Below are 25,344 nucleotides of genomic sequence, written 5' to 3'. Positions count from 1 at the left end.
ATCGCGTCACCCCAAAGAGATGCGCCCACGCCCCACCGGCGCTATAGACCCCCGATGCTGCCGCTCGCCCTCACCCTCGGAGACCCGGCCGGGATCGGCCCGGAGCTGGCGCTCAGCGCCTGGCTCGCCCGCGGCGGCCCGGACCCGCTGCCGCCGTTCTTCCTGGTGGCCGATCCAGACTTCATCGAGCGCCTGGCCAACCGCCTGCACCGGCTGGTGCCGGTCGCCGAGGTCGATCCCGAGACCGCCGTCGAGGTGTTTCCCCGGGCGCTGCCGGTCGTGCCGCTGCCGAGCGGCGCGACAATCTCCGCAGAGCCTGGCGCACCGGATTCCGCCAATGCCGGCGCGGTGATCGAGTCGATCACGGCTGCCGTCGCCTTCGTGGCGGCCAAGCGCGCCAGCGCGGTGGTGACCAACCCGATCGCCAAGTTCGTGCTGACCCGGGCCGGCTTCGCCCATCCCGGCCATACCGAGTTCCTGGCCGCCCTCTCGGTCGCGCCGGGTCGCACGCCGCCCCGCCCGGTGATGATGATCTGGAGCGACGACCTCGCGGTCGTGCCGGTGACGATCCATGTGCCGCTCAAGGACGTGCCCGGCCTGCTCACCCAGGAGCTGGTGGAGGAGACCGCCCGGATCGTCGCCCGGGACCTGCGCGACCGGTTCGGCCTGCCGGAGCCCCGCCTGGTGCTCGCCGGGCTCAATCCGCATGCGGGCGAGGCCGGGACCATCGGCCACGAGGATCGCGACGTGCTCGCCCCCGCGGTGGCGCGGCTGCGCGCCGCCGGCATCGACATCCGCGGGCCGCTCCCCGCCGACACCCTGTTCCACGCCCGCGCCCGGGCGACCTACGACGTGGCCCTCGCGCCGACCCACGATCAGGCGCTGATCCCGATCAAGACCATCGCGTTCGACGACGGCGTCAACGTCACCCTCGGGCTGCCCTTCGTGCGGACCTCCCCCGACCATGGCACGGCCTTCGACATCGCCGGGACCGGCGTCGCGCGGCCCGACAGCCTGATCGCCGCCCTGCGGCTGGCGCGGCGGCTCGCCGACACCGAGGCGGCGCGCGCCGGACCGGGGCTTGCCGGCGCCGACATCATCCCGTTCAGCATCTATGCCGGACGGCCGCGCGCATCCGGCGCCCAGCATTTCGACGCCGAGGACGAGCTGTGAGCGACGGAGACGGGCTGCCGCCCCTGCGCGAGGTCGTCGCCCGGCACGGGTTGGAACCGAAAAAAGCTCTCGGCCAGAACTTTCTGTACGATCTCAATCTCACTGGCCGGATCGCCCGGGCGGCGGGACCGCTGGAGGGTGTCACCGTCGTGGAGGTCGGGCCGGGCCCCGGGGGGCTGACCCGGGCGCTGCTCGCCGAGGGCGCGGCCCGGGTCGTGGCGATCGAGCGCGATCCCCGCGCCCTGCCGGCTTTGGCCGAGATCGCCGCGCATTATCCCGGCCGGCTGGAGGTGGTGGACGCCGATGCGCTGGCCTTCGATCCCCGGCCGCTGATCGGAGACGGCCCGGTCCGGATCGTGGCGAACCTGCCCTACAATGTCGGCACGGCGCTGCTGACCGGATGGCTCGACTGCGAGGCCTGGCCGCCCTGGTGGGATCAGGCGGTGCTGATGTTCCAGCGCGAGGTCGCTGAGCGCATCGTCGCCGGGCCGGAGACCCGGGCCGATTACGGCCGTCTCGGCGTGCTGTGCGGCTGGCGCACGGAAGCCGACATCCTGTTCGACGTCAGCCCCTCGGCTTTCGTGCCGCCGCCCAAGGTCACATCCAGCGTCGTCCGGCTTGTGCCCCGGGCGCAGCCCCTGCCCTGCCGGGCCGGCGCACTTGAGGCCGTCACCCGTGCGGCGTTCGGCCAGCGCCGCAAGATGCTGCGCCAGAGCCTGAAGGCGCTGACGCCCGAGCCCGGCGCCCTGTTGGCGGCAGCTGGTATCCTGGAGACGGCCCGGGCCGAGGAGGTGCCGGTGGCCGGGTTCGTCACCCTGGCGAACCTGTGGGACGCGCACAAAAAAGCCGGCGCCGCAGAAACGGCACCGGCTTGAAGGAGCGCCCCGGCCTGAGCGGCCGGGACGCCAAATCCCAAAATTAGCGGGTCTGCTGGATCGCCGAGAGCACCCAGCCGCGGCCGGGCTGGCGCTGGAAGGTCCAGAGCTCCGTGGCCTCCGGGGCCGGCTCGGTCTTCACGACCCGGCCGCTGGCGCGGTCGACCATGACGTCCTTGAGGGCGTAGCGCATCGCCACGGTGGCGTAGTCGGTGCGATCCTCGCCCCAAGCTTCCGCGAGGTCACCCTGCAGCAGCTTCACGTCGGTGATCTTGTTGACCACGCCCTGAGCAGCGTTGTTGCGCAGCTCCTCGTCGAAGTAGCCGGCCATCTCGGGCGTCGCCAGATTGCCGAGCGTCACCCGGTCCTCGCGGGTGTAGGCGTCCTGGATGTCGCCCAGCAGCCGCTCGAACGCCTGGTAATCGGCCGGGCCGATCTCGACCTTGCGGGTCTGCACCGGGCGCGCGCCGCCGAAGGAGCCGCCGGCCGGCGGGGCCGAGCCGCCCATCGGGCCACCCGGGTTCGGGCCGCCATCCAGCGTCGAGCGGGCGTAGGGCGCGCCGGCGCCGGCGGGCTGGCTGCGGCGACGGAAGAACCGCACCGCCAGCATCACCACCAGCACGACGAGGCCGACTTGGAACAGCAGGCCGATCATCGAGGCGAGGCCGCCGAGGCCGCCGAAGAAACCGCCGCCAAGCAGGGCGCCGAGCAGGCCGGCGCCGAGCAGACCCGCGAAGAAACCGCCGCCGAAGCGACGACCCTGGGCGGCTGGCGCCTGCATCCCCGGATTGGACATGCCGGGGGACGGTGCGGTCTGGGACCGCTGCATGGTCATGCCGCCGCCCGGCGCCGTCGGCGTGGCCGATGGCGCCGTGTAGGTGCGCGAGCCGCGCGAACCGAAGGATCCGCCGCCGCCCGGACGGGCTTCGGCGATGGGGGCCGCGACGGTCAGGGCAGCGGCCAGCGCCAGGTAGGCGGCCGTGCGCCGACGACGCGAGAATTGGGTGAGCATGTACGCGCCTCTGAGGACGAGAACCGAGTGGCGGAAGCCGCCGACGACTATATGGTGACGGCTTAGCGCGGGTTTTAGTCCGCGGCTCTCGACGACGTGATGACGTTTGTCGCCGGCCGTAGCCTCAGTGCAGCGTCCGGTCCGGAGCAGCCGGGAAGGCCAGGCGGACCTGCGTCCCCTCCCCGGCCCGGCTGTCCAGGGTGATCGTTCCGTTCTGCCGCTTCATCAGCCCATGGACGATCGCGAGCCCCGCGCCCCGTCCCGCCTCGCGGCTGGTCTGGAACGGCGCCAGAGCCCGGGCCAGCATTTCGGGCGATAGGCCCGTCCCGGTATCGCCCACCTGGATGCCCACCGTGCCCGGCCCGGGCTGGTGCATGGCGCGATCGTTGGGATCGACCCGAAAGGTCGAGAGTGTCACTGTGCCCCCCGACGGCATCGCCTCGCAGGCATTGGCGACCAGATGCCGCAAGGCGAACTCGATCTGGGTCGGGTTGCTGATCGCCCGCGGCAGGCCTGGCGTCGGGTTCACGACCAGACGGATCCCGGGGGGGAAATCCGGCGCCAGACGCTCGGCCACCTCCGCCACGATCGCGTCGAGATCGATGGGTCGCACGTCCGGGGCGATCCGGCGCGAATAGGCCAGGAGCTGGCGGGTCAGGATCGCGGCCCGCTCGGTGGCGTCGGCCGAGCGGACGAGCGCCCGCTGGATGAACGGCTCCGGCCGGTCGCCCAGCCGTCGCTTCAGGCCATCGATGTAGCCGATCAGGATTTGCAGGAAGTTGTTGAACTCGTGGGCGACGCTGTTGGTCAGCAGCCCCAGGGCCTCGCGCTGCCGCGACAGCGCCAATGCGCCTTCGGCCTCCCGCCGTGCCGTGACATCCAGGATCTGACAGATCTTCTCGTCGGCGCCGGGAAGCGGCCCGGCGGCCAGACTCGCCCAGAAGCTGGTCCCGTCCGACCGCACGGCGAGGAATTCCAGCGGCCCGTCGGCGGACAGGTCGGGGGGCGAACCGCGGCTCGCCAGGATCAGGTCAAGGCCGCGCTCCGCCAGGGCTGAGGCCGGATGACCGGTCAGGCGCTCGAAGGCCGGGTTGGCCTGCCGGATGCGACCCTGCGCATCGATCAAAAAGCTCGGCGTCGGCAGCGCGTCGAGGAGCGCGCGGGCCTGCCCCGTCAGCGGACCGCCCTCCACGCCGTGATCCATCCCGGGCTGCGTCATGCTGCGTCCGAGCTAAGCGGGTGCGGGAAACCCGCGAGAAGGCCCGCGATAGCGACGAATAGTGGCCGGGCCAAGTGGGCGGCCCGAGTGGGCGGTCCAGGTGGGCGGGGTTTGATCTCGGAGCGCGCGGGCTATTGCCGGACCCACATTACCCGGGCCATCCAGGCAACCTCGCCGATATTGAGGACGCGGTCCTCGTGTTCCGGGTTGAGCGAGACCAGCTCCACGGTCCGGGCGGTGCGCCGCTTCAATTCCTTGGCGAGGACCTCGCCGCCGTGGAGGCGCACCACGACGCGGTCGCCCTTGCGGACGCTGGCGGTCGGCGAGACGATCAGCACATCGCCGTCGCGGAACAGCGGCTGCATGGAATCGCCCTGGATCTCCAGCGCGAAGGCGCGCTCCTCGCCGAGATCGGGGAACTCGATCTCCTCCCAGCCGGCGCCGCCGGTGGGCATGCCCTCGTCGGTGAACAGGCGCCCGGCCCCGGCCTGGGTGAGGCCGATCAGCGGGACCATGGTGCGGGCGGGGATCTCCCGGGCCTCGATCAGCCGCAGGAACTCGTCCAGGCTGGCGCCGGTGGCGGCCAGGACCTTCGAGACGGATTCCGTCGAGGGCCAGCGCTTGCGACCGTCGGCGCCGATGCGTTTGGAACGGTTGAAGCTGGTCGCATCGAGGCCCGCACGCCGGGCGAGCCCGGACGCGGAATAGCCGTGACGCTCCGCCAGGCGGTCGATGGCGTTCCAGATCTGCTCGTGAGACAGCATGTCGGGCTCGGCGGCTCAAGCTCGGCGGGTCGGCGCCCCCGTCTCGCCAGCCGGCACCCGGCTGCCTCGGGGGCACGGCGGCAGTTTCCCCGGAGGATGCGGACCGAACCCGCCGGAGATGCGCGGAATACTGAAGACCGTCACGAGCCGGCCCGCGTCTCCCGTTTCAGGCGCGGGTCTGTGACGCTCAGCCTAGTCATAGGAAAGTAGAACTACAACCTGCAGAATGCAATCGCCCTGGGAATCGATTTGGTTTCCCGACGTTGCCGATCGACGGCCTTGCTCATTGGGCGTCGCTCAGATCGAGGCCCCTCCACCCAGTTCTTTCATCCTGAGGTATTGCGAAGCCGCTCAAGAGGCGAACTCCGGAAACCTCAGCGATGCGGCGATAGCGTCGTCGAGGAGGGCGCTTGCTCCGCCACCTGAGGATGACGGGGGGATCGGTGCTTCCGGCTGCTGCTGGGAACCTAGACCGTCGGCCCGATCGCCGTCCCCCCCCGTCGGTCGGCCACGGTTCCGATGCCCGGAGTGATGAGCTATGGACCCTCCGACGCCCAGGGAATGCCGATGCCGCTCATCTACAAGATTTGTCCGCGCGCGCTCTGGCGCGAGGCCGAGGCGGCGGGCCGGTTCACCGGTGCCCCCGTCGATCAGGCGGATGGCTTCATTCATTTCTCGACCGCCGAGCAGACCGCCGAGACGGCGTCCCGCCACTTCGCCGGCCAAGCCGACCTGCTGCTGATCGCCGTCGAGGCCGAGAGCCTGGGCGCGGCCCTGGTCTACGAGCCGTCGCGCGGCGGAGCCTTGTTCCCGCACCTCTACGGCGACCTGCCGCTCTCCGCGGTCGTGTCTGTGGCGGAGTTGCCGCTTGGCGAGGACGGGCAGCATGCCCTGCCGGCGGGAATCCCGCGCGCATGATCGCCGCCGCCTTCCCGCTGATCCGCCCGCTGCTGCACCGGCTCGACGCCGAGCGCGCGCATGATCTGACCCTCCGCGCCCTGTCGCTGCTACCGCCTGGGAAGCCGGCCGCGGACGACCCGCGGCTGGCCGTGGACCTGCTGGGGCGCCGGTTCGCCAATCCGGTCGGCCTCGCCGCCGGCTTCGACAAGGGCGCCCGGGTGCCGGACGCGATGCTCGGCCTCGGCTTCGGCTTCGTGGAGGTCGGCGGCGTGGTGCCGCGGCCGCAGCCCGGCAACCCGCAGCCGCGGGCCTTTCGCCTTCCCGCCGACCGGGCGGTGATCAACCGCTACGGCCTCAACAGCGAGGGGCTGGACGTGGTGGCCGGGCGGCTCCGGGCCCGGGCCGGCCGTCCGGGCATCGTCGGGGTCAATATCGGCGCCAACAAGGAATCCACAGACCGCCTGGCCGATTACGCCGCCTGCACCGCGACCCTCGCCCCGCTGGTCGATTTTGTCACCGTCAACGTCTCGTCGCCCAACACGCCGGGCCTGCGCGACCTTCAGGGCGAGGCCTTCCTCGACGAGCTGCTCGCCCGGACGGTCGAGGCCCGGGATACGGCCGGCGCCAGGGCGGCGGTGCTTCTGAAGATCGCCCCCGACATGGCGCTGGACGCCCTCGACGCGATCTGCGCTACGGCGCTGAAGCGCGGCGTCCAGGCGCTGGTGGTCTCGAACACCACGGTGGCTCGGCCCGAGAGCCTTCAGGAGAAAAACCTCGCCCGCGAGACCGGTGGCCTTTCCGGCCGCCCGCTGTTCGGACCGGCGACCCGGATGCTGGCCCAGACCCGGCTCCGGGTCGGGGATCGGCTGCCGCTCATCGGCGTCGGCGGCGTCGATTCCGCCGAGGCCGCCTGGACGAAGATTCGGGCCGGGGCGAGCCTCATCCAGCTCTATTCGGCGCTGATCTATGACGGGCCGGGGCTGGTGGATCGCATCAAGACCGGCCTGCTGGAGCGCATGGCGGCGGAGGGCGTCACCGTGCTGAGTCGGGTCGTCGGCCGGGGCGCGGAGGAACTGGCCCGCGCGGCGTGAGCGCCGTTCGATCCCGTTTCCCAACCGGGGCTCGCGCGCTGCCCTGCATTGCTTCGCTGCGCGCGTCATGACGGAGCGGGATCGACCGGCCGCAGAGCGTCCGACCCGCCAGTTTAGAAAGGCTTTGCCAAGCGGGGACTTAGCCTGTGTCCCGTGCATGAGGGGCCTGCGCGCGCCTGCCATTGTGAGCGGTGTCCCAAGCCGCTTATCTCGCGGTAGCGAATGGGCGAGTTCGGCTCGCCTCCCGAGAACATCTAGGACAATCCATGGCCCAGCCTGACGGGGCTCCCAAGCGCTCATCCGCCGCCGGCGGCTGGGGCGCTCTGAAGAGTTGCGGCAAGCACCTGCTCGGCTCGCGCGCCCCGCTGTCGGGCGCCCGCGCCCTGCTGAAGGCGAACCAGCCGGACGGGTTCGACTGCCCGGGCTGCGCCTGGGGCGACCCGGAGCATGGCTCGTCCTTCGAGTTCTGCGAGAACGGCGTGAAGGCGGTCTCCTGGGAGGCCACCGACAAGCGCACGCCGCCGTCCTTCTTCGCCCGCCACACGCTCACCGAGCTGCGGGGCTGGAGCGACTACGCCCTGGAGGGCGAGGGCCGCCTGACGCACCCGATGCGCTACGATTCGGCGAGTGACCGCTACCTGCCGGTGAGCTGGGACGAGGCCTTCGCCGAGATCGGCGCGACGCTCCGCGGCCTCGACCATCCCGACCAGGCCGAGTTCTACACCTCCGGCCGGGCCTCGAACGAGGCCGCGTACCTCTACCAGCTGTTCGCCCGCGCCTACGGGACCAACAACTTCCCCGACTGCTCGAACATGTGCCACGAGGCCAGCGGCGTCGCGCTGATCGACGCCATCGGCATCGGCAAGGGCACGGTCCTGCTGGAGGATTTTGAGAAGGCGGACGCGATCTTCTGCGTCGGCCAGAATCCCGGCACCAACCATCCGCGCATGCTCGGCGACCTGCGCCGGGCGGCCGAGCGTGGCGCCAAGGTCGTGGTGCTGAACCCCGTGCGCGAGCGCGGTCTCGAGCGCTTCGCCGACCCGCAGAACACCGTGGAGATGCTGCGCGGCGCCAGCGGCGCCATCGCGAGCCACTATCTCCAGCCGCGCTCCGGCGGCGACATGGCAGCCTTCCGGGGCATCGCCAAGATCGTGTTCGCCCGCGATGCCGAGGCGCTCGCCTCCGGCCGGCCTTCGCTCCTCGACCGGGCCTTCCTCGAGCACCACACCGCCGGGCTCGACGCCTACCGGGCCGCCGTTGACGCGACGAGCTGGGACGCGATCCTCGACCAGTCGGGCCTGACCTTCGACGACATCTCCGCCATGGCGGGTGTCTATCTCGGCGCCCAGCGGGTGATCGCCACCTGGGCCATGGGCGTGACCCAGCACCGCCATTCGGTGGCGACCGTGCGGGAGATCGCCAACCTGCTGTTCCTGCGCGGCCATATCGGCCGGCCGGGCGCGGGCCTGTGCCCGGTGCGGGGCCATTCCAACGTGCAGGGCGACCGCACGGTCGGCATCAACGAGCGCCCGTCCGTGGCCTTCCTCGAATCGCTGGAGCGACATTTCGGCATCGCCATGCCCCGCCGGCACGGCCACAACGTCCTGGCGGCGATCCGGGCCATGCGCGACGGCACGTCGAAGGCCTTCATCGGCCTGGGCGGCAACTTCCTGCGTGCGACGCCGGATACCCCGGTGGTGGCGCAGGCCCTGGCCTCCTGCCGCCTGACGGTCCACATCGCGACCAAGCTCAACCACGCCCACCTCGTGCCGGGCGCCATCGGCTACCTGCTGCCTTGCATGGGCCGCACCGAGATCGACCGGAACGCGGCCGGCAAGACCCAGATCGTGACCGTCGAGGATTCGATGAGCATGGTCCACGGCTCGGGGGGCATCAACAAGCCGGCCTCGAAGGAACTGCGCTCCGAGATCGCGATCATCGCCGGCATCGCCCAGGCCACCGTCGGCTCGGCCGCCATCGATTGGGCCGGGCTCTCGGCCGATTACGACCGGATCCGCGACGCCATCGCCGCCACGATCCCGGGCTTCTCCGAGTACAACACCCGGGTGCGCAAGCCCCGCGGCTTCATGCTGCGCAACCTCGCCGCCGAGCGCGTGTTCGAGACCGCGACCGGTCTGGCCAACTTCTCGGCGGACCCGCTTCCGGTCGAGACCGAGCACCAGATCGCCACGAAATCCCGGGACACCTACGTGCTGCAGACCTTCCGCAGCCACGACCAGTACAACACCACGATCTACGGCCTCGACGATCGCTACCGCGGCGTCTACGGCGAGCGGAAGGTGCTGTTCGCCCATCCGGACGACCTGGTGGCGATCCGCGACCGGCTCGGTGAGCGGGTCGACATCGTCGGCCTCCATGCCGACGGCGTGACAAGGCGGGCCGAGGATTTCCGGCTGGTGCCCTTCGACATGCCCCGGGGCGCGGTCGCCGGCTATTACCCGGAGCTGAACGTGCTGGTGCCGCTCTCAACCTTCGGCGAGAAGAGCGACACGCCAACCTCCAAATCGGTGCTCGTGACCCTGGAAGCTCGGGCGGCGGCGTAGGCCGCATGGATCGCGAGCTCAACGAGGCGGCGTTCGTCGCCGCCCTCGATTGTATCACCGCGGCCCGTCCCGGTATCGATCCACTGGAGGCGGGACTGCTGGCGGCCCTTGACCTCGGCCTGCCCGGCGACAGCCGCGCCTTCGCCCGCAGCTTCGGGGTGGAGCACGCCCTGGTACTGCGTGCGCTCTCGGCGTTGGAGGAGGCGGGCCACGTCACGGTGACCGCGCGCGATGCACGCACGCAGCGGACGCGCTACGAAGCGGCGGCGCGCTGATCGGCGCGGCGCTCCGTTCGAGGACGTCCCCTCCCGGTCCGGGCCCGGTCATCTGCGGCATCGCAAGCCGCCGCGAGCGTGGCAGCCCTTAGCGCCTGCCCTGGTTCATCGCCCAGACGATCCCGAATGGATCGCGCAGCTGGCCGTAGCGGTCGCCCCAGAACATCTCGGCCGGCTCCATCAGGGCGGTGGCCCCCGCCGCGACGGCCTGGACGTAGCGGGCGTCAATGCCCTCGACCATCAGCATCAAGGTGAAGCCCTGGGGCGCAAGCAGCGGATGGCCGTGTTCCGGGAAAGCGTCGCTCAGCATCAGCGACGAGCCGTTCACGTAGAGATGCACATGCATGGTCCGCCCGTGTTCGTCGGGCGGCATGGCTGTGACGATCTCGGCGCCGAAGGCACGGACGTAGAACTCGGCGGCTTTCAGGGCGCCGTCCACCGTCAGGTAGGCCACGAGCCCGCCCTTCACCGGGGCCGGAACCGGCATCTCAGGATTTCCGCTGCTCATTCTGGCGTTCCCCGATTGCGGTCTTGCGCCGCGGTTTTAGGAATCAACCGGCGCCGCCGATCCAATAGTGTGACATCGGAGGATCGATCGGTCGAGATGGCCGTGAATATTGAAATATGCGCCTGTTTTGCGGGATGTGCGGACGTCGGACTTGCTGGAGATGCAGGCGCATTCGTCTCGACCTGGTATGAAGGTTGGGCCGGATTTGCGAAGTTCAGTCTGGACTGGGTTGCGCGTCCGCCGGCGTTGATTGAGCCATCCGGAAGTGCCGGTGATCATCGCCGACCGTTCCCCCCGCCGGCCGCACGGCTTCCTCGCTGGATGCGCGGTGTCCAAGCCACCCGTGGAGCGCTGGGTGCTACGGTGCGATCGCGAGTGCTGTGAAGCAATTTAGCGCGGCGCGCGTTGGCTGCATGCGCCGGTTTCCGAGGCTGCCAGCATGCTGCCCGTGCGGGCGCGGCCCTTCGGCAAAACCCGACCCAGTTCGTCCAGGCGTGCGATGGTCACGTCAATTGCGTCCGGGGCGGCATCGGCCTTGGAGGTCAGGGCGGTACCGCCCGGGTTGGAGCGGAACGCGGTGGGCGTCCTGGCCACCAGCAAGCATACTGACCGAGACACCGAGAACCGCGCGGCTCGCGTGCCGCCGACAATCGGCTTGTGGGCGATTCGTCTCGCGGAATAGCTCGGTCCGGGCCTCGTAGCGGACAGCACCGCAGAAGCGTCCGCCGATGAGCATAATCCCCTCCGCTGCTCCGCGGCCTCGTACAATGCCCAGTCAGCTCGAGATCAGCGCTGTTTCAATATTCGAAGGCAAATTCCCAAATTCAGCCCAGGACCAAATCATAGCGGTAGGCTAGCTGCAAAAGTACTTCTAGAAATCATATTTTTCAGATAGATAAATAGCCGCGAATGTGTCTTCGAGCGATTGTTTCATATGTCTGAATTGATGAATTCGTCGGGTTCATACGATACACTCATCAAAAGCGACCTCGACGTGGTGCCGCTCCGTCGACCAGTTTTACGCCAATCTGTAAACTCAGGTGCGCCCGCAGCTCTTGATATGCGGATATCAGCGTATCCAACCGGGCTTGGTTGCCAGATCGCGCCGCATCCGAGACCGGATTGCGCTCGTACCGGACGGCGTACCAGGCGGCGGCGGACCGCAGCTTGTTGACGACCCCCGCCACGTTGTCCGGTCGTGGCAACTCGCTCACCACAAGGGCACATGCACCTCGCTATCTCCTTCAAGTGGAGACCTAATGCGTTTCCTTGAGACATCTGCCCAATCAGCACATGGGCTGAGTCGAGGATCTCGATAGCGCGCTCGGCTGACATGGTTCAACCTCACCTGCATCCAGGGACGAGATCGTGCCGAATGTACCAATCATCGAACATCGAGAGCTGAGCAAATTTTCGGCGATAGCCGAATTTCCCCAAAACGTTGCAAATCTCCTGCTGCTGCTCGGTGAAATTGTGTTCCACTGTAATCAGCTTGATGTTGTAATCGTCAAAATCGAAAGATTTTAAAATATCGAGTTCGGCGCCTTCGACGTCTATGCTGAGATAATCGATATCTTTTGGCGCGCGCGCCTCTTTCAGAAAATTTGTCAGGGAAATTGTTTCGACCTCATATTGCGATCCGCCTTCGCGGGCAGGCGCATGGAAATCGAGATCCTTGAGTTCCTCAAGGGTTGAGAGTTCACGAAGATCGGTCTCACGGAACTGGATCTTGGCACCATCGGTGCGATAAACGCATTTGTTCGAAATATAGCAGCTTCGATTGGTGCGAAGGGCAGCTTCGCAGGTGCGGGCCGGCTCGGCGACAGCTCCCTGCCAGCCAAAAGTCTTTTCCAGCAACAAGGTGTTGCTTAACGTGACCCCGTCGCACGCGCCGAATTCGACAAAATATCCACCGCGTTTCTCGTTCAATTCATAGAGGACCCAAATGTCCTGCAGGATCTGTAAGCACGAAATCGGGCACCTTTTCGCCGCAAACGACATGAATTCGAGTTCTTCAGCGTAGAGATGCGGTCGCGTATGAAGACGTTCTCGCAGATGGATGAAGGAATTGAAAACCGTTAAGATCTCAGCGTCCACGTTTCGCCCCGCCCTCAAGCATTCCGAAATGTTTGGTGCTGTTCCTCACGTGCGCATGCCGGGCTTCAGGACCCGCATGCTTTCCGAGTACAGCACGGTATGCTGGACAGCCTTCGGACCCTCCGTCGGCGTCCGTTGGGCGATCGAGCGAATTGAGGCGGTGAATTTTTTGCGATCAAGGCCGTAGGGTCGCAAGCTCATGATCAGTGCGGTGATCACCGACTGCATAGCCTCCAGACGCGCTGACGCGTCGCTTACGGCGCGATCACGGTCTTCAGCCGCCGTTTTGGCCATCTGATTCGCGATATGCAGGCTATCTTGGTAGCGCTGCAAGCTCATGATCAGATCTTTGTTAAATTCCTGCAATGCAGTTGCCGATGTGAGGCAATTTTTATCGGTCATTATCTATAGATTTTGCTGCTGTTACGCCATGCATATTTTTGCCACTGGCTCGTGTCAACATAACGGGGCAACAAATTTTAATTCTTTTTCAGCTCTAATTCCTATAATCTCGTCAAATCTTGACATTGGAAATGTTTTTGCAGTGAGGCTTGTAGTTATAGAAACGAAATATTTTGTCATTTGAAATATTATTTTTAAGACTGAAAGAGTCTAGCGACAGCATGCACACAAAGAATTGCCCTGTCGCCGAAGGCTGCTCCTCCGGCTGTTTTGATGGCACATAGAAATGGTCGACATGAGCGCGATGGAAGTTGCGTCCGCGGTGGACTGTTTGCCGCGAAGCCAATCCTATCCCACCTGGTTGTAAACGGCGCCGATTTCTTGTGTTGGGTCAGATCGCTCGCAACGACTGGAAAGCCCGACGACGATCGGCCTGGAGATCGTATCGGCGCCGGTTCGCGCGACCGCTCAAGAAGCGCGGTCGCGCGAGATCTCCCCTGATTGCCAGGCATCCCGCGGCATGAAGTCGGGAAATCCAGACGGACGGCTGACCGCACCGCACGTCTTCCGGAGAGATTTGCCGAAGCCTCCTTCCTGCGGGCACGACGGCATGCCTTCGCTTATTCGGCCCCCGTGCTTGGAGAACCCCTCAGAACCCCTTCGCCTTGATCGCTTCGGACCAGGTCACGGCGCGGCGGTTCACGCCGAGGTGCTGGCGCTCGTAGAGGCGGCCTTCGAGCTTGATCGCGCCGCGCTTGGCGTATTCCGGGCGCTCGAACGCTTCGATCACCAGCTTGGCCCGGCGCACCTCCTCCTCGGTGGGCGCGAAAGAGGCGTTGGCCGGCTCCAGCTGGGTCGGATGGATCAGGGTCTTGCCGTCGAAGCCCAGGTCGCGCGCCTGGCGGCATTCATCGCGGCAGCCCTCCGTATCGGCGATGTCGTTGTAGACGCCGTCGAGGATCGCCAGGCCCTCGGCCCGGGCGGCGGCGAGCGCCATCATCATCCAGGGCAGCATCGGCACCCGGCCGGGCACGATCTTGGCCCAGGTGTCCTTGGCCAGGTCGTTGGTGCCGAGCACCAGGCAGGTCAGGCGTTTGCGCGGGTCGCGCTTGGCCCGGGCGATCTCCTGGATGTTGAGGATCGAGGCCGGGGTCTCGATCATCGCCCAGACGGCGATGCCCTCCGGGGCGTCGAGGGATTCAAGCCGGTCGGCGATGCTCTCCAGCACCGCCGAGGACGACACCTTGGGCATCAGGATCGCGTCGGGCTTGGCCTCGATCGCGGCGTGGAGATCGGCCTCGCCCCAGGGGGTCTGGGGGGCGTTGACCCGGATCACCAGCTCGCGGCTGCCATAGGCACCGCTCTTGACCGCGGCGCAGACCTGCTCCCGGGCGATCTCCTTCTCTTCCGGGCCGACCGCATCCTCCAGGTCGAGGATGATGCTGTCCACCGGCAGGGTCTTGGCCTTGTCGAGCGCCCGCTGGTTCGAGCCGGGCATGTAGAGCACGCTCCGGCGCAGGCGCAGGTCGGTCGTCGTGGCCATGGGCATCTCCCTCACAGAGCCGCATCGCGGCCGGTCTTCGTTGCGCCGCACCCTAAAGCACGGGATCGGCCTGGCCACACCTGCGGGAATGAGATCGGTGAGTCCGTGCGACGTTTGATACCGGCCGCGGCTGTGCAGTCTCCGGCCCCGCTTTGGTCATCTTCGAACGGCTAAAGGCCGTCACGTCCAATCCCTGGATTCCGGGATCCGATACCAAGCGCTCATTCTCGTCCGTCTTCGTCCTGGCCGGCCTAATCCTGGCCGGATCCCCTGAATTCGCCCGGGCCCAGAGCCGGACGACGCTGGGGGTCGGCTCCGGTGCGGTGGCGGGCGCCCTGGTAGCCGGCCCGATCGGGGCGGTGGCGGGCGCCGTTGTCGGCGGGTTCGTCGGCAACTCGACGGAGCGCGGGCGCCGTCATGTCCGCCGGCGCCGGCATACCAGCAGCCTCCGCCGGGCGCCACAACGCCGGGCCGAGGCCGATCTGCCGCGCGCCACCGGGGCCGTCGCCCGAACCGCACCGCCGGCCGCCACGGCCTGGAAGGACCCGCGCTGATCGCATCGCCGCGCAACCTAGGATGTAGGTCTTCGCGCGTCGAAGAATTGGCAGCGGGGCCGTGCAAACCTGCAGCCTGCGAAGGCTATGCGAAGTCGGACGCCGTTTTCCGGATCGGTTTCGCCGAAGAGGTCCCGAACGTCGCGCGGGCCAGGCCCGGAAATGCGAAGGCCTGGAACAGGCCCCGCGCCCCCAGGAAGGCCACGAAGGCCAGCCACAGCCCGGTATTGCCGAGGTTCAGGCTCTGCACCACCGCCAGGACGACGCCGTAGATGGTCAGCGCGCCCAGCATCAGGTTGCGCATCGCCCGGGTCCAAGTGGCGCCGATATAGATCCCGTCATAGGCAAACGGTGCCGCCGCAACGAGCGGCGCGAGGGCGGCGAGCGGCAGATAGGCTCTTGCGGTCTCCCGCACCGCCGCGCTGGTGGTGACGCCATCGATGAAGGCGGCTCCACCGCCCAAGGCCAGCAGGCTGACGCCGATCCCGAAACCGAGGCACCAGAGCAGACTCAGAGTCGATGCCCGTCGGAACGCCTCCGCGTCGCGGGCGCCAACCGCCTGTCCGCACAGTGTTTCCGCAGCTGTGGCGAAGCCGTCGAGGAAGAACCCGCCGATCAGGAACAGATTCCACAGGATGGAATTGGCCGCCAGCACCACGTCACCCTGCCGGGCGCCCAGCGCGGAGAACAGCACGATGGCGGTGATCAGGGCGAGGGTGCGCAGGACGACGTCGACATTGACGCTGACCGTCCGGCGCAGAGCCGCGGCATCCCGCAACTCCCGCAGGGGCACCCGGAACGGACGCGCGTCGAGCCGCGCCAGCACGAGCAAACCGAGGCCGAGCCCGGCCGCTTCCGCGCAGAGCGCGGCCAGCGCCGCCCCGGCGAGCCCCAGGCCGAGGCCGAGCACGAAGGCCAATGTCAGGCCGATGTTGACCAGATTGATCGCCACCTGCAGCAGCAGGCCGAGATCGGTCCGTCCGCGGCCCAGAACCGAGCCGAGCACGCCGTAGCTCGCCAGCACGAACGGGGCGGACAGGATACGGATATGGAAATAGGTCGCAATGCCTGCGATCACCGCCGCGCTGGCGCCGCTCACCGCGAAGGCGAGCTGAGCGATCGGCTCTTGCAGCGCAACGAGGCTCAGGCCGATCACGGCGCCCGCTGCCAGGGCCCGGGCCAGCACGCGGTCGACCTCCGCCGCATCTCGGGCCCCGACCGCCTGAGCGGTCATGCCGGCGGTTGCCATCCGGAGCGCCCCGAAGGACCAGAAGATCGCGTCGAAGATCACAGCCCCCAGCGCCACCGCGCCGAGCAGGGCCGCGTCGCCGAGCCGGCCGATTACCGCCGCGCCGACGAAGCCGAGCATGGGCGTCGTGACGTTGGCCAACGTCATCGGGAGGGCCAAGGCCAGCACGCGGCGATGCGTCGGCAGGACCGGGGCGGCGGCAGGCGGATGCGTCATGCCGCAGCCTTCCTCGCTCAGCGTGAGGCGGCGAACAGGCGCGAGATCAGCCAGAGCGGGATGACCACGACCGCACCCGCGACGATCCAGCCGCCGAAATCGTGCAGCGAAGCGAGGCCGATCTCCAGGAGTGCGCGAGCGGAATCATAGATGTGCCAGAACAGCCGGCCCGGTGTGAGGCCGAGCATCGACATGAAGGCGCCGACCAGGACGGACAGGAACAGCAGACGCAGGAACACGCCGGCGGGCGAGCCGCCCAAGAATCGGCGCAGCGCCGAGGCGCGTGGTGGGTAGGCCTCCGCACCGTAGGCGCCATTCGGCGGTGGGGCGCCGTGCCGGCGCCGGTCGTGATCGACGAGCATCGCGTCCTCATGAAACCAGAGGGTGTCCCGATCGGCGATGAAACGGGCAGAACCGTGGCCGGAGCACCACACCGCGCCGAAACCGGATCCCGGATCAAACGTTAGCGGGTTTCACCCACGGACCCGAGATGGCAAGCGAGACCCGTCCCGCCAAGATGCCGGGAATGGCCGCGGGACAGCGCCGACGGGGACGAGACCCAGCATGATCGACCACGCCTTGTTCGACCCGGCGACGATCGATCCCGAGACGCTTCGGCTCAATGCCGAGATCGTCGCGGCGCACGCCGCTCTGCCCGATCCCTGGTCGCTGCCGATCGAGGAGGTGCGTGCCCGCCGCCGCGCCGGGACCAAGGCCGCGCCGGCGATGCCTCACAGCGCTAGGGCCGAATGGCTGACGATCGAGGGCCCCGGCGGCCCGCTGAAGCTCCGGGTGGTCCGCCCCAAGGCCGCCGCGAAGCTCCGTGGCGCTTATCTGCACATCCACCGCGGTGGCTGGGTCTGGGGCGCGGCCGACGAGCAGGATCCGTGGCTCGAGCGCATCGCCGATGCCTGCGGTTTCGTGGTGCTGTCGGTGGAGTATCGGCTCGCCCCCGAGCATCCCTACCCCGCCGCCCTCATGGACTGCGAGGCTGCAGCACTCTGGCTCGCCGGACAGGGCCGGACCGAGTTCGGCATCCACGCCCTGACGATCGGCGGTGAATCGGTCGGGGCCCACCTCGCCGTGATGGTGCTGTTACGCCTCCGAGACCGGCACAACCAGCCGCGGGCGTTTCGGGGCGCCAACCTCAACGCCGGCTTCTACGACCTGGGCTTGACGCCCTCGGTCCGCAACTGGGGCGACGAGCGCCTCGTCGTGAATACCCGCGACCTCACGAAGTTTGCCGACGGCTACGTCCGCGAGGGAATCGACCGCCGCCGTCCCGACGTGTCGCCGATCTATGCCGAGCTGAAGGGTCTGCCACCGGCTCTCTTCACCATCGGCACCGCCGATCCGTTGCTGGATGACACGCTCTATATGTCCGCGCGCTGGGCGGCGGCCGGCAATGGCGGCCACACGGCGATCTATCCCGGCGGCTGCCATGTGTTCGCCCGCTATCCGAGCCCGATGAGTGAGCGTGCCCTGGAACTGATTGACCGCTTCCTGATGGCTTTGGCCTGAGCAAACCGTCAGAACTCCTGCCGGCGGCCTTTCAGGCATGGTTCGCAGCGCGTGGCTGGACACCCCGGTCGCACCAGCTCGACCTGCTGCGGATCGTAAACGCCGGTCAGTCCGCCCTGTTGGTTGCACCGACGGGAGCCGGCAAGACGCTGGCAGGGTTCCTGCCAAGCCTGATCTCGCTGTCGGAGCGGGCAGCCTCGAAGGCGTCGCCAAAAACGACGAAGGGGCTGCACACCCTCTATGTCTCGCCGCTGAAGGCCCTCGCGGTCGATATCGCCCGCAACCTCGATGCGCCGATCGCCCAGATGGCGCTCCCCGTGCGGGTCGAGACCCGGACAGGCGACACCCCCGCGCACAAACGCACCCGCCAGATCAGCCGCCCGCCCGACATCCTGCTGACGACGCCCGAGCAGCTGGCTCTGCTGATTGCTCATCGCGACGCTGCCGAGTTTTTCTCCGGACTGCGCTGCGTCATCCTCGACGAACTGCACGCCCTCGTCACTTCGAAGCGGGGCGATCTGCTGTCCCTCGCGCTCGCTCGGCTGCACCGCCTGAGCCCGGACCTGGCGGCGATCGGCCTGTCTGCCACCGTGCGCGAGCCGGACGAGCTACGGAAGTATCTGGTGCCACAGGTGCAGGCTCCCGCTCCCGCCATGGCCGACCTCGTCACCGTTCAGGGCGGGGCCAGGGCCGATCTGCGTATGCTCGATCTCGGGCGGTCGCTGCCGATCTCGGGGCACACCGCTTGGCACTCGATGCCGGCGATCTACGACCTGATCCGCGAACACCGCACGACGCTGGTCTTCGTCAACACGAGGCTGCAAGCCGAGTACACATTCCAAGAGCTGTGGCAGCTCAACGACGATGCGCTGCCGATCGCGATACATCACGGCTCGCTTGACGCGCAGCAGCGCCGGCGGGTCGAGGCCGCCATGGCGGAGGGCCAGCTGCGGGCGATCGTCTGCACCGCCACGCTCGATCTCGGCATCGACTGGGGCGATGTCGATCTCGTGGTCAATGTCGGGGCGCCCAAGGGCGCGAGCCGGATCATGCAGCGGATCGGCCGCGCCAACCACCGCATGGACGAGCCGTCGAAGGCCTATCTGGTACCCGGCAACCGCTTCGAGATGCTGGAGTGCCAAGCTGCGCTCGACGCCGTCGAGGAGGCCGCGCAGGATACCCCCGACGCAAGGCTCGGCGCGCTCGATGTGCTGGCTCAGCACGTGCTCGGCATGGCCTGCGCCGACGCCTTCGATCCGCTCAGCCTCTACGAGGAGATCATTTCCGCCTCGCCTTATGCAGGGCTAACCTGGGAGTCGTTCGAACAGGTCGTCGATTACGTAGCGACCGGCGGCTACGCTCTGCGCGCCTACGAGCGCTTCGCCAAGATTCTGCGTGGTCCCGACGGGTTGTGGCGGGTCCGCGATGCCCGCACGGCTCAGGCCTACCGGATGAATGTCGGTACGATCGTCGAGGCGGCGCGGGTGCGGGTGCGGCTCGGCCGGACGCTGCGCAGCAAGCCCGGCACAGTCCTACCGAAGGGCGGCCGGGTGCTCGGCGAGATCGAGGACGAGTTCGCCGACACGTTGACCGTCGGGGACACCTTCCTGTTCGCCGGAGAGACTCTTCGGTTCGAGGGTTTGGCCGAGGACGAGGCCCTCGTGACACGCGCGCCGCTCGGCACCGATCCGGCAATCCCCTCCTATGCGGGCGCTAAATTTCCCCTCTCGACGTTTCTGGCCGAACGGGTCCGGGCGATCATCGCCGACCCGTTCGAATGGGATCGCCTGCCGACGCAGATCGGCGAGTACCTGCAGCAGCAGCGCCGCCGCTCGGTCCTGCCGGGCGAACGCGATTTGCTTGTCGAAACCTTCCCGCGGGGTAAGCGCCACTATCTGACGGCCTTCCCGTTCGAGGGTCGACTCGCCCACCAGACGCTCGGCATGCTGCTCACCCGCCGGTTGGAGCGCGACGGGCTGCGCCCCCTCGGCTTCGCGGCGAACGATTACGGGATCGCGATCTGGACCACCCGCGACGTTTCGGAGCGAGCCGCGCTGGACCCTGACTTCATCGGCGACCTGTTCGCCGTCGACATGCTGGGCGACGACCTCGAAGCCTGGCTCGATGAGTCGGCGATGATGAAGCGCACCTTCCGGCAATGCGCGGTGATCGCCGGCTTGATCGAGCGGCATCATCCGGGCCTGAAGAAGTCGGGCCGGCAGGTCACCATCTCGACCGATCTGATCTACGACGTGCTGCGCAAGCACCAACCGGACCACCTTCTGCTCAGGGCCGCGCGGCAGGATGCGGCAACCGGACTCCTCGACGTGAGGCGGCTTGGCATGATGCTAGAGCGGATCCAGGGGCGAATCATTCACAAGGCTCTCGATCGGGTCTCGCCGCTCTCCGTATCCGTCATGCTCGAAATCGGGCGCGAGCGGGTCTACGGCGAAGGTGCCGACGAAATCCTGGCCGAGGCAGAGGCCGAGCTTCTTCAGGAAGCTCTGTCCTGACCGGCGATCCGCCCTCCCCCATTGAGACCGAGGATGCGATCTTGGCGGCCGGCCTGCGACTCGAGAAGACTCACAAGCACCCGACCCTGCAGCTCGGAGGCGAGACCCTGATGCTCGATCTCTGCGGCGGCGTGTGGCTGCCGGAGCATCGAACGCTGATCGTCTCCGATCTTCACCTGGAGAAGGGCTCGTCCTACGCCGTCCGCACCGGCCAGTTCCTGCCGCCCTATGATACCCGCGAGACCCTGGCCTGCCTGCACGAGGCCGTGACCCGCCATGATCCGGCGCGAGTGGTCGCGCTGGGCGATTCCTTCCATGACGCCCGTGGACCGGAGCGGATGGAGCCGGGCGATCGGGCCATGGTGGCGGCCTTGCAGGAGGGCCGGGACTGGGTCTGGATCGCCGGCAACCACGATGCGGCGGTAAGCGAGGGCGTCGGTGGTCGCTACGCCGACGCGCTGACCCTCGGCGGCCTGATCCTGCGCCACGAGCCCAGCGCCGAACCGGTTTCCGGCGAGATCGCCGGCCATCTCCATCCCTGCGGCAAGGTCGCGATGCGCGGCCGGGCGGTGCGCCGGCGCTGTTTCGTCACCGACGGCAGCCGCCTGGTGATGCCGGCCTTCGGCGCCTATGCGGGCGGCCTCAACGTCCGCAATCGGGCGATCGAGGGCCTGTTCCCGAACGGGTTCACGGCCCACCTGCTCGGGGATGGACGGGTCTTTACCATCGGTCGAGCACAGCTCGCTCGGGACTGACGGCGACGCGTACCGAGTGGCTGGATATCGTCGTTGCGCGCGGGCGCTGCGTTGCGCCTGACGCGCGACGTCGTTCAGCGATAGAAGGTGTAGGTCGCGCGGTAGGGCACGCGCACCGTTTGACCCATCGCGCAGTCGCCCGGTGGCTTCTCCCCGGCGGCCGTATCGCTGCGCAGCACATAGCGTGTCCCGGCGAGCAGGCCGGATCCCGTTGCCCGGCCGGCAAGCAGCAACCAGGCAACAGCGTGGGCTTGTGGCGCCTGCGCCTGACCGATGACCGTTCCGACCACCCGCGAGCCGTCCTGTGCCTCCCAGGTCGGACCCTCGAAGTGGCGCCCGATCGTGCGCCCGTCCGCCTGAACGAGTTCGGCGTCGGGTTTGGCCGAACTCCAGACTGGCCCGCCCTCCCCGGCGATGCAGGCATAGATTTGTACGCCGCGCGCGGCGAGGGTCACGATCGGCAGGCTTCCGGGCGGTGGGGCTAGCCGTGCTGGTTCGGCGATGGCGAAAGCCGGGGTCGACCCCGCAAGCGCCACGAGGAAAGCCTTCCAGGCTCTGTTCAGGACGTAAGGGATCGGTTCAGCTCCATCCGGATGGGTTCAACCCCCCATACGGGGGAAACCGCATGCCGGTTTCACGCTGCGGTTCTCCCCTGATCCGGATCAGGCTGACTTCATGAACCGCGTGACGCTCTCGGACAGATCCGACGAGTGGACGGCCAGGCTCTCGGCGACTCCCAGAACGGCTTCGGCCAGTTGACCGGTGGCATTGGCGGCCTGTGAGACCCCGCCGATATTGCCCGACATCTCGTGGGTCGAGACCGCCTGCTCCTCGACGGCGCTGGCCATCGCCAGGGTCAGATTCGAGAGTTCGGCGACGGCGGCGGTGATCATCTCGATCGCTCCCACCGCCTCGCCGGTCGCGCTCTGGATCGCCGCGACCTGCTGGGTGATGTCGCCGGTCGCCTTGGCGGTCTGCTCGGCCAAGGCTTTGACCTCGCTGGCGACGACCGCGAAGCCTCGTCCGGCGGCACCGGCCCGGGCCGCCTCGATCGTGGCATTAAGCGCGAGGAGGTTGGTCTGCCCGGCAATCGACTTGATCATGCCAACGACCGCGTCGACCTCGCGCGCGTTTTCGGCCAGTCGGCGCATGGTGGCATCCGTGGTCTCTGCCTGGATCGCGATCTGCCGGGCGCGCTCCGAGACCCGCCCGACCTGGCCGGAGATCTCCTGGATAGCGCTATTCATTTGCTCCGAATTCACCGCGACCGACGACGCCTTGTGCCGGGCGGCATCAGCCGATTGAGTCAGCCCCTCGGCCGAGTGCTGCATCTCTCGGATCGCCGATCCGACCGCATCGACCACACGGCTCACGTCGGTCGCCATGTTGACCTGGGCAGAGACCACGGCCCAAGTGAGCATCGGCCCGATGTAGTTGCCCTTCCGGTCGTTGACAGCCGTGACCTGCAGGTCGAGCGTTTCCGGACCCACCCTGATCTTGGTCCGATGCGGCAACCGGCTCGAATCCGCCAACATGTTGCGCTGATGATGCGGGTTCTTGTGGAACACGTCGAACGAATGGTCGAGCATCTCGTCGACCTTGATCGGCAGGTATTGTTCCAGCGGCCCAAGGGTCTTGCGCGATGTGGCATTCAAATAGTTGATCTTGAATTCATTGCGCGGATCGGCGGTCATCACGGCGACCGGCATGTTGTCGATCATCGACATCAGGCGATCGATCTGGTTCTTCTTGATGGAAATATCAGCGGCGAACTTGACGACCTTTACAGGCCGGCCGCGTGCGTCGAGGACGGGATTGTAGGTCGCCTCCAGCCAGACCTCCGCACCATCCTTGCCGAGGCGCAAGAACTCTCCGGTGACGTACTGGCCATCCTTCAGCCTCGTCCAGAATTCGGCATATTCTGCACTGCCGGCATACGCCTTATCGACGAACATGCGATGATGCTTGTTCTGGACGTCCGCCAGAGTGTAATTCATCAAATTCAGAAAATTCTGATTGGCGTCAAGAACTTGGCCGTCCATGGAAAATTCGATGATGGCCAGCGACCGGTTTAAAGCGTCCAGCTTGGCTTGTGAATCGCTGTAAGCAGATTTCTTGAACATGTCAGTGCTCGCGCTTCTTGGGTGAGCACGTAACCCGTATTGCGTTAAATTTTATCTAATTTCGGGGGTTTCAAATGGAACCCAGAAACAGAACGCTCACAGACCGGAACTTTTTCCGCGTGGCGTATCATTCGATGGATACGCGCCTTTCCAAAAGTCGCGGCATGGCTGATCACTATTCGGCTTGGGGTCGAATATCAGAACCATCCGCGTATCCGGAAGTAGACAATTGGTGCTAACGCGCTGAATAGGATCAGACCGAGGGCATAGGGATAGCCGTAGGCCCAGTCCAGCTCCGGCATGTGCTTGAAGTTCATGCCGTACATCGAGGCGATCAGCGTGGGCGGTACGCCCACCACCGACACGACGGTGAGCACGCGGAAGACGTTGTTCTGCTCGATGTTGATCAGGCCGAGGGTTGCGTCCAAGAGGAATTGCACGTTTTCCGCAAGCCGGGTTTCGAATTCGTCGAGCGATTCGATGTCCCGCCGGATCGTTTCGAAGCGGCCGTCCTCGGGCAGGCCCAACCCATCGCAGGCGGCTGAAACGAAGGGGACGATCCGTTCCAGGCCAAGCAGGCTGGCGCGGATCTTACCCAGCACCTTTCCGCGGTTGCTGATGCCCCGCAGGATGCGACGTAGCGCCAGGTCGCGCCGGCGCGGCGGAGGGCTTTCCAGCCGCCGGCGATTGGCGCCGCGCACGTCGAAGTCGAAGATCCGCGTCGAGAGCTGGTCAAGTTCGGAGGCCATGTCCTCCAGGGCGTCGGCGAGGCTGTCGACGAGCTCCTCCAGGATCACCAGAAAGATCTCGCTCGGCGTCACGCTACCATCGCCGTCAGCGACACGCTTCTCTGCGGAATCCACGGCCCGCAGGTTGTGAAACCGGATGGTGACGAGGTGGTCCTTCGACAAAAGAAAGCCGAGTGGCTTCAGCTGCGATTCGCTGCTCTCGAAGGTGATCATCGGCGTCGAGAGCGAAAGCCCACCCTTGACGCGCCGCAGCCGGCTGGAGGATTCGACTTCCGACAGGGCAGCCCGGGACGGCACGCGCAGACCGGTGGCCGCTTCGACGGCAGCAGCCTCCTCGGAGGTCGGATCGTTGAGGTCGAGCCAGACGGCGTTGCGTGGAATCGGACCCTCCGGGTCGAGCGTCACCGCGCCCTCGGGTCCGTGCAGGCTCAGCATGAGAGCGCATCATCCATGGGGAAGGGAGGTCGTTTTCAGGTCATCGGACCGTCGCGCGAGGGTGCGACAGCATTGACTCGAAACCGCGCGAGGGCTATCTCGCCGCCGTCATTGGCACTCGCCAAGACAGAGTGCTAACAGTCCGGCTGCGACGCGGCCTTGCCGGCCGCATCAACGCCAACTGCAGACTTGAAGCAAGAGGGCAGCTCATGAAGTTCCGTCCGCTGCACGACCGCGTGGTCGTCCGTCGCATCGAGAGCGAGGAGAAGACCAAGGGCGGCATCATCATTCCGGATACCGCCAAGGAGAAGCCGCAGGAGGGCGAGATCGTCGCCGTCGGGCCCGGCGCACGCGACGAGCAGGGCCGCGTCAACGCGCTCGACGTCAAGGCCGGCGACCGCGTCCTGTTCGGCAAGTGGTCCGGCACCGAGGTCAAGATCGACGGTCAGGACCTCCTGATCATGAAGGAATCCGACATCATGGGCGTCGTCGCCCTCTGATCGGTTCTTCTGTTCCAGCCCTTTGAGGCCGTCTGAGGCCTTGGGGTTCAACCCAACCACAAGAGGCAAACCATGGCAGCGAAAGACGTTCGTTTCTCCGCCGACGCCCGCGATAAGATGCTGCGCGGCGTCGACATCCTCGCCGACGCGGTGAAGGTGACGCTGGGTCCGAAGGGCCGCAACGTCGTGATCGAGAAGAGCTTCGGCGCCCCGCGCATCACCAAGGACGGCGTCACCGTCGCCAAGGAGATCGAGCTCGCCGACAAGTTCGAGAACATGGGCGCCCAGATGGTGCGCGAAGTGGCC

Annotated in this window: 25 protein-coding genes; 12 read left to right on the top strand and 13 right to left on the bottom strand. The window is 67.2% G+C overall.

The window, feature by feature from the left end; all coding sequences use genetic code 11:
- Nucleotides 1-54: 54 nt before the first annotated feature.
- Both pdxA and rsmA read left to right on the top strand, forming a co-directional pair.
- Entirely contained in the window at nucleotides 55-1,173 is a 1,119-nt protein-coding gene (gene pdxA / locus MKK65_RS18940) for a 4-hydroxythreonine-4-phosphate dehydrogenase PdxA (RefSeq protein WP_243959692.1), read from the top strand.
- The gene (gene rsmA, locus MKK65_RS18935; protein ID WP_243959690.1) at nucleotides 1,170-2,048 is read left to right on the top strand and encodes a 16S rRNA (adenine(1518)-N(6)/adenine(1519)-N(6))-dimethyltransferase RsmA; all 879 of its coding nucleotides are present in this window, start codon (nucleotides 1,170-1,172) and stop codon (nucleotides 2,046-2,048) included. Before pdxA ends, rsmA begins: the two co-directional genes overlap by 4 nt.
- 43 nt (nucleotides 2,049-2,091) lie before the next feature.
- On the opposite strand, the gene MKK65_RS18930 is transcribed toward rsmA, so the two are convergent.
- The 3 genes from MKK65_RS18930 to MKK65_RS18920 all read right to left on the bottom strand — a co-directional run bounded on the left by MKK65_RS18930 (nucleotide 2,092) and on the right by MKK65_RS18920 (nucleotide 5,043).
- Nucleotides 2,092-3,060, bottom strand: a complete 969-nt coding sequence (locus MKK65_RS18930; protein WP_243959688.1) for a TIM44-like domain-containing protein — start codon at nucleotides 3,058-3,060, stop codon at nucleotides 2,092-2,094.
- Nucleotides 3,061-3,184: 124 nt separating this feature from the next.
- Complete coding sequence (locus tag MKK65_RS18925) at nucleotides 3,185-4,279, bottom strand: two-component system sensor histidine kinase NtrB (protein ID WP_243959686.1); 1,095 nt, start codon at nucleotides 4,277-4,279, stop codon at nucleotides 3,185-3,187.
- Nucleotides 4,280-4,410: 131 nt separating this feature from the next.
- The gene (locus MKK65_RS18920) at nucleotides 4,411-5,043 is read right to left on the bottom strand and encodes a helix-turn-helix transcriptional regulator (RefSeq protein ID WP_007567824.1); all 633 of its coding nucleotides are present in this window, start codon (nucleotides 5,041-5,043) and stop codon (nucleotides 4,411-4,413) included.
- 567 nt (nucleotides 5,044-5,610) lie between these two features.
- On the opposite strand from MKK65_RS18920, the gene MKK65_RS18915 reads away from it, so the two are divergent.
- The 4 genes from MKK65_RS18915 (at nucleotide 5,611) to MKK65_RS18900 (ending at nucleotide 9,873) form a co-directional block, all read left to right on the top strand.
- Entirely contained in the window at nucleotides 5,611-5,961 is a 351-nt protein-coding gene (locus MKK65_RS18915) for a DUF952 domain-containing protein (RefSeq protein WP_243959831.1), read from the top strand.
- The gene (locus MKK65_RS18910) at nucleotides 5,958-7,034 is read left to right on the top strand and encodes a quinone-dependent dihydroorotate dehydrogenase (protein ID WP_243959684.1); all 1,077 of its coding nucleotides are present in this window, start codon (nucleotides 5,958-5,960) and stop codon (nucleotides 7,032-7,034) included. The genes MKK65_RS18915 and MKK65_RS18910 overlap by 4 nt, the downstream gene beginning before the upstream one ends.
- A 266-nt stretch (nucleotides 7,035-7,300) precedes the next feature.
- Nucleotides 7,301-9,598, top strand: a complete 2,298-nt coding sequence (locus MKK65_RS18905) for an FdhF/YdeP family oxidoreductase (RefSeq protein WP_243959682.1) — start codon at nucleotides 7,301-7,303, stop codon at nucleotides 9,596-9,598.
- Between the two features lie 5 nt (nucleotides 9,599-9,603).
- Nucleotides 9,604-9,873 carry a hypothetical protein gene (locus tag MKK65_RS18900; RefSeq protein ID WP_243959680.1) on the top strand — a complete coding sequence of 90 codons (270 nt, stop codon included), beginning with the start codon at nucleotides 9,604-9,606 and terminating at the stop codon, nucleotides 9,871-9,873.
- 88 nt (nucleotides 9,874-9,961) lie between these two features.
- Here the strand turns inward: MKK65_RS18900 and MKK65_RS18895 are convergent, their stop codons facing one another.
- From MKK65_RS18895 to MKK65_RS18875, 5 genes are all read right to left on the bottom strand, one after another.
- A complete protein-coding gene (locus MKK65_RS18895) occupies nucleotides 9,962-10,360 on the bottom strand; it encodes a VOC family protein (RefSeq protein ID WP_243959678.1) in 399 nt (132 codons plus the stop codon).
- Nucleotides 10,361-10,771: 411 nt separating this feature from the next.
- Nucleotides 10,772-10,981, bottom strand: coding sequence for a hypothetical protein (locus tag MKK65_RS18890; RefSeq protein ID WP_243959677.1), 210 nt, complete (start codon nucleotides 10,979-10,981; stop codon nucleotides 10,772-10,774).
- A 744-nt stretch (nucleotides 10,982-11,725) separates the two neighbouring features.
- Nucleotides 11,726-12,478 (bottom strand): FkbM family methyltransferase, encoded by a 753-nt coding sequence (locus MKK65_RS18885; protein ID WP_243959675.1) that lies wholly within the window; start codon nucleotides 12,476-12,478, stop codon nucleotides 11,726-11,728.
- 45 nt (nucleotides 12,479-12,523) lie between these two features.
- Nucleotides 12,524-12,880, bottom strand: coding sequence for a hypothetical protein (locus MKK65_RS18880; RefSeq protein ID WP_243959673.1), 357 nt, complete (start codon nucleotides 12,878-12,880; stop codon nucleotides 12,524-12,526).
- Nucleotides 12,881-13,529: 649 nt separating this feature from the next.
- Entirely contained in the window at nucleotides 13,530-14,423 is an 894-nt protein-coding gene (locus MKK65_RS18875) for an HpcH/HpaI aldolase/citrate lyase family protein (protein WP_058190408.1), read from the bottom strand.
- 152 nt (nucleotides 14,424-14,575) lie between these two features.
- Between MKK65_RS18875 and MKK65_RS18870 the strand changes: the two genes are divergently transcribed.
- Nucleotides 14,576-14,977: a hypothetical protein gene (locus tag MKK65_RS18870; protein ID WP_243959671.1), complete on the top strand. Its 402-nt coding sequence runs from the start codon at nucleotides 14,576-14,578 to the stop codon at nucleotides 14,975-14,977.
- A gap of 85 nt (nucleotides 14,978-15,062) precedes the next feature.
- Here MKK65_RS18870 and MKK65_RS18865 read toward each other — a convergent pair whose 3' ends face one another.
- Together MKK65_RS18865 and MKK65_RS18860 are read right to left on the bottom strand one after the other, a co-directional pair.
- Nucleotides 15,063-16,442: an MATE family efflux transporter gene (locus MKK65_RS18865; RefSeq protein ID WP_243959669.1), complete on the bottom strand. Its 1,380-nt coding sequence runs from the start codon at nucleotides 16,440-16,442 to the stop codon at nucleotides 15,063-15,065.
- Between the two features lie 17 nt (nucleotides 16,443-16,459).
- Nucleotides 16,460-16,804 (bottom strand): DUF6460 domain-containing protein, encoded by a 345-nt coding sequence (locus MKK65_RS18860; protein ID WP_243959667.1) that lies wholly within the window; start codon nucleotides 16,802-16,804, stop codon nucleotides 16,460-16,462.
- Between the two features lie 202 nt (nucleotides 16,805-17,006).
- Between MKK65_RS18860 and MKK65_RS18855 the strand changes: the two genes are divergently transcribed.
- Genes MKK65_RS18855 through pdeM form a run of 3 tightly spaced genes read left to right on the top strand, consistent with a single transcriptional unit; the run spans nucleotide 17,007 to nucleotide 21,231 of the window.
- Nucleotides 17,007-17,963, top strand: a complete 957-nt coding sequence (locus tag MKK65_RS18855) for an alpha/beta hydrolase (RefSeq protein ID WP_243959665.1) — start codon at nucleotides 17,007-17,009, stop codon at nucleotides 17,961-17,963.
- On the top strand, nucleotides 17,960-20,476 hold the full coding sequence (locus MKK65_RS18850) for a ligase-associated DNA damage response DEXH box helicase (RefSeq protein WP_243959830.1): 2,517 nt from the start codon (nucleotides 17,960-17,962) through the stop codon (nucleotides 20,474-20,476). The genes MKK65_RS18855 and MKK65_RS18850 overlap by 4 nt, the downstream gene beginning before the upstream one ends.
- Nucleotides 20,477-20,517: 41 nt before the next feature.
- Nucleotides 20,518-21,231 (top strand): ligase-associated DNA damage response endonuclease PdeM, encoded by a 714-nt coding sequence (pdeM, locus tag MKK65_RS18845; protein ID WP_243959663.1) that lies wholly within the window; start codon nucleotides 20,518-20,520, stop codon nucleotides 21,229-21,231.
- Nucleotides 21,232-21,305: 74 nt separating this feature from the next.
- Here pdeM and MKK65_RS18840 read toward each other — a convergent pair whose 3' ends face one another.
- The 3 genes from MKK65_RS18840 to MKK65_RS18830 form a co-directional block, all read right to left on the bottom strand.
- The gene (locus MKK65_RS18840) at nucleotides 21,306-21,686 is read right to left on the bottom strand and encodes a DUF3455 domain-containing protein (RefSeq protein ID WP_243959661.1); all 381 of its coding nucleotides are present in this window, start codon (nucleotides 21,684-21,686) and stop codon (nucleotides 21,306-21,308) included.
- Nucleotides 21,687-21,893: 207 nt separating this feature from the next.
- Nucleotides 21,894-23,354 (bottom strand): methyl-accepting chemotaxis protein, encoded by a 1,461-nt coding sequence (locus MKK65_RS18835; RefSeq protein ID WP_058190402.1) that lies wholly within the window; start codon nucleotides 23,352-23,354, stop codon nucleotides 21,894-21,896.
- Between the two features lie 197 nt (nucleotides 23,355-23,551).
- Nucleotides 23,552-24,538 (bottom strand): CorA family divalent cation transporter, encoded by a 987-nt coding sequence (locus MKK65_RS18830; protein WP_243959659.1) that lies wholly within the window; start codon nucleotides 24,536-24,538, stop codon nucleotides 23,552-23,554.
- 209 nt (nucleotides 24,539-24,747) lie between these two features.
- Between MKK65_RS18830 and groES the strand changes: the two genes are divergently transcribed.
- Nucleotides 24,748-25,038, top strand: a complete 291-nt coding sequence (gene groES, locus MKK65_RS18825; protein ID WP_007567860.1) for a co-chaperone GroES — start codon at nucleotides 24,748-24,750, stop codon at nucleotides 25,036-25,038.
- Between the two features lie 72 nt (nucleotides 25,039-25,110).
- A partial coding sequence (locus tag MKK65_RS18820) for a TCP-1/cpn60 chaperonin family protein (protein ID WP_279596841.1) occupies nucleotides 25,111-25,344 on the top strand: 234 nt, incomplete at its 3' end.

The sequence above is a fragment of the Methylobacterium sp. J-001 genome (assembly GCF_022829565.1).
Taxonomy (GTDB): domain Bacteria; phylum Pseudomonadota; class Alphaproteobacteria; order Rhizobiales; family Beijerinckiaceae; genus Methylobacterium.
The sequence above is the reverse complement of the archived record's forward strand: the minus strand, read 5'-3'. Positions and strand labels throughout refer to the sequence as shown.

Coding starts and splice junctions, on each gene's coding strand:
- MKK65_RS18920 (WP_007567824.1), bottom strand. CDS start 5,043: ATGCTGTCTCACGAGCAGATCTGGAACGCCATCGACCGCCTGGCGGAG.
- MKK65_RS18905 (WP_243959682.1), top strand. CDS start 7,301: ATGGCCCAGCCTGACGGGGCTCCCAAGCGCTCATCCGCCGCCGGCGGC.
- MKK65_RS18925 (WP_243959686.1), bottom strand. CDS start 4,279: ATGACGCAGCCCGGGATGGATCACGGCGTGGAGGGCGGTCCGCTGACG.
- MKK65_RS18835 (WP_058190402.1), bottom strand. CDS start 23,354: ATGTTCAAGAAATCTGCTTACAGCGATTCACAAGCCAAGCTGGACGCT.
- pdxA (WP_243959692.1), top strand. CDS start 55: ATGCTGCCGCTCGCCCTCACCCTCGGAGACCCGGCCGGGATCGGCCCG.
- MKK65_RS18910 (WP_243959684.1), top strand. CDS start 5,958: ATGATCGCCGCCGCCTTCCCGCTGATCCGCCCGCTGCTGCACCGGCTC.
- MKK65_RS18915 (WP_243959831.1), top strand. CDS start 5,611: ATGCCGCTCATCTACAAGATTTGTCCGCGCGCGCTCTGGCGCGAGGCC.
- MKK65_RS18930 (WP_243959688.1), bottom strand. CDS start 3,060: ATGCTCACCCAATTCTCGCGTCGTCGGCGCACGGCCGCCTACCTGGCG.
- MKK65_RS18875 (WP_058190408.1), bottom strand. CDS start 14,423: ATGGCCACGACGACCGACCTGCGCCTGCGCCGGAGCGTGCTCTACATG.
- MKK65_RS18860 (WP_243959667.1), bottom strand. CDS start 16,804: ATGCTCGTCGATCACGACCGGCGCCGGCACGGCGCCCCACCGCCGAAT.
- MKK65_RS18895 (WP_243959678.1), bottom strand. CDS start 10,360: ATGCCGGTTCCGGCCCCGGTGAAGGGCGGGCTCGTGGCCTACCTGACG.
- MKK65_RS18830 (WP_243959659.1), bottom strand. CDS start 24,538: ATGCTGAGCCTGCACGGACCCGAGGGCGCGGTGACGCTCGACCCGGAG.
- MKK65_RS18855 (WP_243959665.1), top strand. CDS start 17,007: ATGATCGACCACGCCTTGTTCGACCCGGCGACGATCGATCCCGAGACG.
- groES (WP_007567860.1), top strand. CDS start 24,748: ATGAAGTTCCGTCCGCTGCACGACCGCGTGGTCGTCCGTCGCATCGAG.
- MKK65_RS18900 (WP_243959680.1), top strand. CDS start 9,604: ATGGATCGCGAGCTCAACGAGGCGGCGTTCGTCGCCGCCCTCGATTGT.
- MKK65_RS18880 (WP_243959673.1), bottom strand. CDS start 12,880: ATGACCGATAAAAATTGCCTCACATCGGCAACTGCATTGCAGGAATTT.
- MKK65_RS18865 (WP_243959669.1), bottom strand. CDS start 16,442: ATGACGCATCCGCCTGCCGCCGCCCCGGTCCTGCCGACGCATCGCCGC.